The following is a 6,995-nucleotide window of genomic DNA, read 5'->3' as shown; positions in this document are numbered from 1 at the left end:
AAGTCGATCGCTCAATAACATTTTTAACCAAAGTGATCGGCATCGATGTTATTAGGTGATCGCCATGAATGGTATTGGCTGATCGGCATCAGTGTTATTGAGCGATCGGGATGGATGAAAATATGCAACAAAGAAGATTGCTCCAAATCATGTCGTTGTACACCATCTAGATAGGTATTATAAAGCGGTATGTAACGTCTATTGAAACCCATGAATAAAGGTTGCTTTTGTTGTTCTGCTATTTCATATAGCGCTTCACATTCTTGATAAGAATCAGATAAAGGCTTGTCGACAAATACAGGAATACCATGAGATAAGAAGAACTGAGCAATTTCATAATGCGATGATGTTGCACTATGAATCATGACGGCATCGATACCACGCTTGCCATTAGTCGATTGATGTGAGATTAACATCTTATAATCTGTACAAAATTCAGTAATTCGATGCGTATTCGCTAACTGTTTTAATCGCTGTTCGTTACGGGTGCAAAAAACTAACTCAATACCCTCTCGTTGCGTTAGTACTGGCAAATATGCTTTAACCGCAATATCACCTAAACCTATAACCGCTATTTTCATTATTCTTCATCTCTTTCATTGCGAACCACAACGGCGTGGTAACAAAATGAGACTATCACAAATCGCCATTTCATATAAAAACAAGCATAAAAATATGATTTGTAGACCTAAAATTTTTCATGGGAATTTTAAATCACAAAATATGACACTTTTTTTACTTTGTGAAGTCTACCCTCTGATACCATTCACGTCTGTTCAACGAAAAAAATAATCAAATGCTAGTATCTTCTTTTATCGCAAAAAAAATCCCGGGGCTAAGTGCACTACTTGTGTTTGCTGTCTTAATGACCACGGTTATTGTTCTTTTTCAACACCCAGCGCTTACGGGTGATGTCAACGACGGTATTGGGCTGCTTAATACAGTACTGACTAATTCAGCAGGTAGCCCATATTTCTTAGTAACAACAGCGCTATTGTGTGCCCTTCCTATCTTAATGAAGCTTCCTAAAAAACAGATGCTTCAATTATGGGTACAATTTGGTATTTTACTTGTGCTAAGCTTTGCTGCTAAAACAGGCTTAAAGCACATCACCGAAGTACCCCGCCCTTATACTTATGAGCTTCAACAACTTGGCTTGGTTGATTCTGTAGAGCAATTTTATCAATTAGATGCTGCAAGGAAAGATCAGGTTGTTGAGTTGGCAAAAGAAAATGTGAGCGACTGGCGCATTCGTCATTGGCAAGGTGAAACGAACTATTCAATGCCTTCTGGACACACGATTTTTGCCGCAATTTGTGTTGTATTTTGGGGGGGATTTTTCTTTAGAAGAAAGCAAATTATTCCTGCGTTGCTAATCACCCTATGGGCAACAGGTGTGGGAACAAGCCGTCTTTGGATTGGCATGCACTGGCCTTTAGATTTGTTAACCTCAATTATCTGCGCTGGGCTCTTATATTGCCTTGTACCAGAATGGGAAAGTACCAGCTCAAAATAAGATTCAAGCAGGTACGATAAAGAACAAATATCAAAGAGCCCTCAAGCAGTATTGTTCGTTAATACGAATAAAATTGCTTGAGGGCTCTTTCATAGATAGCTCTAAATTGTTCAACAAAAAGTATCACTTACATAATGTTGTGGTTGCTCAATTTACGCTGCACTTTCGCTTACGTTATGTTCATATTCAACAACAAGCTGGTTTCCAGTGTAATACACCTTTTTTATATCACCATCAAGTATATACGTGTTCTTTACTGTGACCGAGTTGGGCATAGAAGCCCCGACTTTATTACGTAAAGATGGCAGTGTTATTGCTGGATCGACACCAATAAAATCACAAAACTGAGTCACAAACTGATGTTCTAGAGGTAATTTCCCTCTTAAAATATCAGAAAACACAAGCTGGCTTACCCCTAACCGTTTTGCCATTTCTATTTGAGTGATTCGCATTTTTGCTTTATAGCTCATCCATGTGTCATGTAAAATATTACGGTCTTGTTCGGTGTATTGCATACTCAAATTCCTAGCGCATTTTTTATTTATACTGATATTTAAACGTACAATTCAGCCATTAATGTCAGGGAAAAGTAAGGCTTATTCAGAATGGATAATCAATATGTAAACGCGTTGAAATCACTCTGTATTCTGCAATTAAACTGTTTGAGTATTAATTTTGGCTTAAAATCTTTAGAGTGCGACAGCAAGTCATACCAAAATCAGTAATACTTTCAAATTAACGGTTCAAAGTGATTGTTTGAGAATATAAGCAAGATATAATCATGATGCTATCAAAATGAATCTCCGTCTGATTTAGCGCTTTGTACTTTGTAATAACGGTCGAATAAAGTAATGAGTATGCTTAGAAAGCTTGTCTCAAAATTTGTGTTAATTGCTATGCTGTTCACTGTATTTTCAACTACAGTGAATGCAGGATTACTATACTCAAAAAGCCTTGTTCAGCCGTCAAATTGCATAGAATCAATGCTGTGCTGCCCTACAATGCAAATGCACAAAATGACGGACTCACCATCAATATCCTCAACTGACATATGTGATTCACATTCTTCAAGTATGGGTGAACCGTCGTCAGCCATTACGCAATGCTGTAGTGATGCAGATTGTCACTCTCAAGTTAGCCCCATAGCAATATTACCTAGCTTTTCATTTAGCCCTGAAAACACGCACATTGATCATTTCATTGAACCCCAAGGTCAGCTTTTCACACGTAATGAACCTATCTTACGTCCGCCTGTATTTATTTAATTACGACCAAAATTTAGACAATACTGTGTTTTGGTAACACTGTTTTTTTGTAATATTATATTTTGATAACAATTAAATAAATTAGGATTTGCCATGAAATTTTCACATCTAACAGCCCTTGTATTACTGACACTTAGCACTTCATCTTTTGCACAAACCATTAAAGGGACGAATTATCAATCACCCTATTGTGGCTGCTGTAAAGAGTGGGTAAAACATATGGAAGATAATGGCTTCGAACTTGATGTCGTATACAAAGAAGATCTAACACCAATCAAAATTGAACTGGGTCTACGTCCTGAATATGCATCATGCCATACCGCTGAAATCGAAGGATACACCTTCGAAGGTCACGTACCTGCCGATGAAGTTAAACGATTTCTAGACAAGAAGCCGGCACGTATGATTGGGCTTGCCGTTGCTGGAATGCCGATGGGTTCACCTGGCATGGAATATGATGACCAAAAAGACCCGTATGAAGTCTTAGCATTTGACGAAAATGGTAAAACAATGGTTTGGTCTACGCATAATCAGTAATACATGTAGAGCTGTTTTAGTCACGATACTTGATTGAGATATGTTCTTTGAAAAAGCCAGTTAGAAATGATTTTTCTAGTAGAAAGCATATCAAAACTAGCTGGCTTTTTTATCAATTCATCTTTTCAATACGGTCAAATAGCAGCCTATTAGGATCGTCATTTTCTGCCCATTCAGGGTCTGTCTCACGTTTTTCGTAATAAATTTGTAACCCATTAAAATACGTAAACGCCGTTAATTCAGAGTCTTTCATAAAGAATTCAAAGAAGGCATCTTCTTGCTGAGAAAGCCCTACCAATGTCGTAATACCACGCTGTAAAGCCCACTGAATAGCATGTGGTGAAATCATCGTGCGGTACAACATCAATTCCTTAATCGCTGAAAGTTGAACATTCAGTAATGCATTGTCTGTTTTTTGTTGCAGGTTCATTTGCTCATCAAGCACTTGTTGTTCAGCAAGTAGCGCTTTTAAACTCAATAGACTCGTTTCACGTTCAGCGACTGAATAACCATAGGTTGTTTTACAAAAACGAATCGCATAAGCCAGTTTAGTGCGCCCCACTAGCTCAACAACATCTTCAAGGTATGGTTGAGGGATATTATAAGCCTTAGATAGTTGCTCTACGGCTTGAACAAGGCTGGTATATACTATTCCGTTAAATTCAAACTGAAACACTGTTGTTAAGCCCACGACAGGAATACCATCAATGCTAAGATCCCATCCAGAGTAATTGACTCGCTCTTTGGCAATTTCAAACATCACCCAAGCCTTATCACGAAAGCCTTCAAATGCTCGACCTTCCATCTCTGATTCTTCAAGCTCTTGCTTGGTCCAATTAACACCAATTTGAAGGTGTTTTTCATAATGCTTATGAAGCTTATCTTTTACTTTGTCACGCAATAAATCCAAGCTACTCACCTTAAGGGGTTTACTAAAAGTAAAACACTCCTGACAAGCTGGGATCATAATGGGTGACATTTGATTATCGTAATTAGGCGATGCCATAAATGCATATGATTTATAGTACGGTTCGCCGCAAAACCAGCAGGTATGACGGAATTCAAAAGGAACATCAATAGACTGATAGTCATCGATCATAATGGCTTATTATCCTGCATTTAAGAATCAATACGAACAGCTTAGATTCAAATAGTAAGTGCGTAACGTTAGCCTATTATGCTGATCCCCTCTCGATTAAATCAACATTAATGACTAAGTTTGTTTTACCTCACTGATTTACTGTTTGTTTTCCATACAACACCGAGCGATCTTATTCAGATATCTCGTATTTTTTTAAAAAAAAGACATTCATTTTTTGCAAATGTACCGTGGAAAAAGTTAAAATATGTGCCCGTTTTGAATAAGAGTGTGATTGAATGTCTGAACAGAAGCGAAAGGCGCTGAAAAAAATAGCTAAATGCCTAGAGCTGGGTAACTCTGCGAACATCAACGAAGCAGCGCAAGCTATTCGAATGGCACACCGTCTAATGCTAAAATACGGCTTAGATCAAGATGATATCGAATTCATCAAAATGGGCAAAACCAAATCTGAAACCTTATTACCTTCAGATGTGAGTACGCAAATTCTTAAAATTATCCGAGGCATAAATCGTCGCTTCGGAGTTGAATGTGTACTTACCAACCATAAAGGTTTAAAAAAAGCAGAGTTTATTGGTGTTGCTGAACGAGCCATTTTTGCAGCTTTTGCGTTTGATATTGTTTACCGCGAAATGAATCAACAAACAGGTCAATTCCGAAATAGCTTTGCGGGCACAGGAACAAGTACAGCAGAAGTTGCTCGGCGTGTTGCATCCTTTTTAGCCGGATGGCTGGAAGGTGCACTTGAAAAGTTACCGGTTTTAAATACTGACGATGATCATGAACAACGTATGTCAAACTACATCGACAAGCAGTTTGAAAACCTAGATCGCGAAACATTCAAACAACAGCTACAAGAAGCAATGAAGGGAATTACAGACGATTACGAAAAGGGAATGAAAAAAGGACGCGCTATTTCAGTCAATCGTCCTGTTGGTAGCTCAACGACTAAACAAGATTATAAGCTGCTAGACAAATAATTCATCATAGAATATCAATACATTTTCATTGGTTTAGCAGCCATTAAAAAGCCGTACTTTGTTACGGCTTTTTGCTAACGTTTAAAAAAGAAGCATAAAGCCATAATTTATCATCACTTTGCAATGAAATGAGAGAGATGTCTCGTTTTTATGTTAACATCAAACAAAATCCCATGAATCCCGTAGCCTTTACACATGAAATTTCCTGGTCAGCGTAAATCCAAGCATTATTTCCCAGTTAATGCCCGTGATCCATTAGTAGCTCAAATTCAACAAGATAATCCACTAGCACGCACACACCCTGTTGGTGTTGGTCAAACCATTGTTGATATTGAAGCACGCGTTGATGATGACTTCTTAGCAAGACATGCTTTGAGTAAAGGTCACTCTTTAGTTCTTGATGAAGATAAAGCTGAATTGCTTTACCTTGAACTAAAAGAACGGAAATTGATCAGCCACGAATACCCAGGTGATACCATTGGTAACACACTGCACAACTATTCCGTACTAGCTGATGATAAATCAATTCTTTTAGGTGTAATGAGCCAAGATCTTAAGATTGGTTCGTACGCTTATCGTTACCTATGTAATACATCAAGCCGAATGGATTTAGACCATTTACAACCTGTCGATGGCCCTATTGGTCGTTGTTATACGCTGATAAGTGAAGATGGTGAACGTACTTTCGCAATAAACGAAGGTCAAATGAACCAGCTTCGCCCAGAAAGCATACCTGAGTGCGCATTTGAAAAAGCATCAGCCCTTGTGCTGTCTTCATACTTGGTTCGTGGTAAGCCAACCGACCCAATGAAAAGCGCTGCACTTAAAGCTATTGAGTACGCAAAAAAGCACGATGTACCAGTTGTACTTACATTGGGCACTAAATACGTCATCGAAGGTAAAGAAGAATGGTGGATTGAGTTCTTAAAAGAACACGTCACCTGTGTTGCGATGAACGAAGAAGAAGCTGAAGCATTAACGGGTGAAAAAGATCCTTTAATCGCTGCAGATAAAGCATTAGATTGGGTTGATATGGTTCTTTGTACTGCGGGACCAGTTGGCTTATACATGGCAGGTTACTGTGACGATGAATTAAAGCGTGAGTCAACACTTCCATTGTTACCTGGCCGTATTGCTGAATTCAATAAGCATGAATTTAGCCGACCAATGATCAAAGACAGCTGTAAAAACCCTATCCGTGTTTATTCACACATAGCCCCATACCTTGGGGGTCCTGTTGAAATTAAAAATACCAATGGTGCTGGTGATGCCGCGTTATCTGCACTACTGCACGATATGTCTGCAAATTGTTACCACAAAGCTAATGTGCCAAATTCAAGTAAGCACACAGCTCAATTCTTAGCATACTCTTCTTTTTCACAGATTTGTCAGTACTCTAACCGCGTAAGTTATGAAGTACTAACTCAGCACGCCCCTCGCCTTTCGCGTGGATTACCAGAGCGTGAAGATTGTCTTGAAGAAGCATATTGGGAGCGTTAATTCGCCCAATTATAATTTCTACCTAAGAAAACCCCATTAAAAAGGAGCTAATAAGCTCCTTTTTTATTACGCATGCAAAAAAGGCCGCCTAAGCGACC

6 protein-coding genes and 1 pseudogene are annotated in these 6,995 nt (G+C 38.6%); 4 read left to right on the top strand and 3 right to left on the bottom strand.

The annotated features are described in order from the left end of the window. Nucleotides 1-143 precede the first annotated feature (143 nt). Nucleotides 144-581: pseudogene (locus C9J12_RS06170) on the bottom strand (Gfo/Idh/MocA family protein); the annotation flags it as partial. Between the two features lie 215 nt (nucleotides 582-796). Here C9J12_RS06170 and C9J12_RS06165 point away from each other — a divergent pair. Continuing rightward, the gene (locus tag C9J12_RS06165) at nucleotides 797-1,516 is read left to right on the top strand and encodes a phosphatase PAP2 family protein (protein ID WP_107241918.1); all 720 of its coding nucleotides are present in this window, start codon (nucleotides 797-799) and stop codon (nucleotides 1,514-1,516) included. A 152-nt stretch (nucleotides 1,517-1,668) separates the two neighbouring features. Here C9J12_RS06165 and C9J12_RS06160 read toward each other — a convergent pair whose 3' ends face one another. Continuing rightward, a complete protein-coding gene (locus C9J12_RS06160; protein ID WP_107241917.1) occupies nucleotides 1,669-2,031 on the bottom strand; it encodes a helix-turn-helix domain-containing protein in 363 nt (120 codons plus the stop codon). A gap of 843 nt (nucleotides 2,032-2,874) precedes the next feature. Between C9J12_RS06160 and C9J12_RS06150 the strand changes: the two genes are divergently transcribed. Beyond that, entirely contained in the window at nucleotides 2,875-3,318 is a 444-nt protein-coding gene (locus C9J12_RS06150) for a DUF411 domain-containing protein (RefSeq protein WP_107241915.1), read from the top strand. A gap of 112 nt (nucleotides 3,319-3,430) precedes the next feature. On the opposite strand, the gene C9J12_RS06145 is transcribed toward C9J12_RS06150, so the two are convergent. After that, complete coding sequence (locus C9J12_RS06145) at nucleotides 3,431-4,417, bottom strand: hypothetical protein (RefSeq protein WP_107241914.1); 987 nt, start codon at nucleotides 4,415-4,417, stop codon at nucleotides 3,431-3,433. Between the two features lie 278 nt (nucleotides 4,418-4,695). Between C9J12_RS06145 and C9J12_RS06140 the strand changes: the two genes are divergently transcribed. Beyond that, a complete protein-coding gene (locus C9J12_RS06140; RefSeq protein ID WP_011218615.1) occupies nucleotides 4,696-5,397 on the top strand; it encodes a DUF2786 domain-containing protein in 702 nt (233 codons plus the stop codon). Nucleotides 5,398-5,592: 195 nt separating this feature from the next. Then, nucleotides 5,593-6,897 (top strand): inosine/guanosine kinase, encoded by a 1,305-nt coding sequence (locus C9J12_RS06135; protein WP_107241913.1) that lies wholly within the window; start codon nucleotides 5,593-5,595, stop codon nucleotides 6,895-6,897. Nucleotides 6,898-6,995 lie beyond the last annotated feature (98 nt).

The sequence above is a fragment of the Photobacterium frigidiphilum genome (assembly GCF_003025615.1).
Lineage (GTDB): Bacteria > Pseudomonadota > Gammaproteobacteria > Enterobacterales > Vibrionaceae > Photobacterium > Photobacterium frigidiphilum.
This window is presented reverse-complemented; position numbering and strand designations above follow the sequence as displayed.

What these genes read in the sequence shown, in the direction of transcription:
- C9J12_RS06165 (WP_107241918.1), top strand. Translation starts at nt 797, where the DNA reads ATGCTAGTATCTTCTTTTATCGCAAAAAAAATCCCGGGGCTAAGTGCA.
- C9J12_RS06160 (WP_107241917.1), bottom strand. Translation starts at nt 2,031, where the DNA reads ATGCAATACACCGAACAAGACCGTAATATTTTACATGACACATGGATG.
- C9J12_RS06150 (WP_107241915.1), top strand. Translation starts at nt 2,875, where the DNA reads ATGAAATTTTCACATCTAACAGCCCTTGTATTACTGACACTTAGCACT.
- C9J12_RS06145 (WP_107241914.1), bottom strand. Translation starts at nt 4,417, where the DNA reads ATGATCGATGACTATCAGTCTATTGATGTTCCTTTTGAATTCCGTCAT.
- C9J12_RS06140 (WP_011218615.1), top strand. Translation starts at nt 4,696, where the DNA reads ATGTCTGAACAGAAGCGAAAGGCGCTGAAAAAAATAGCTAAATGCCTA.
- C9J12_RS06135 (WP_107241913.1), top strand. Translation starts at nt 5,593, where the DNA reads ATGAAATTTCCTGGTCAGCGTAAATCCAAGCATTATTTCCCAGTTAAT.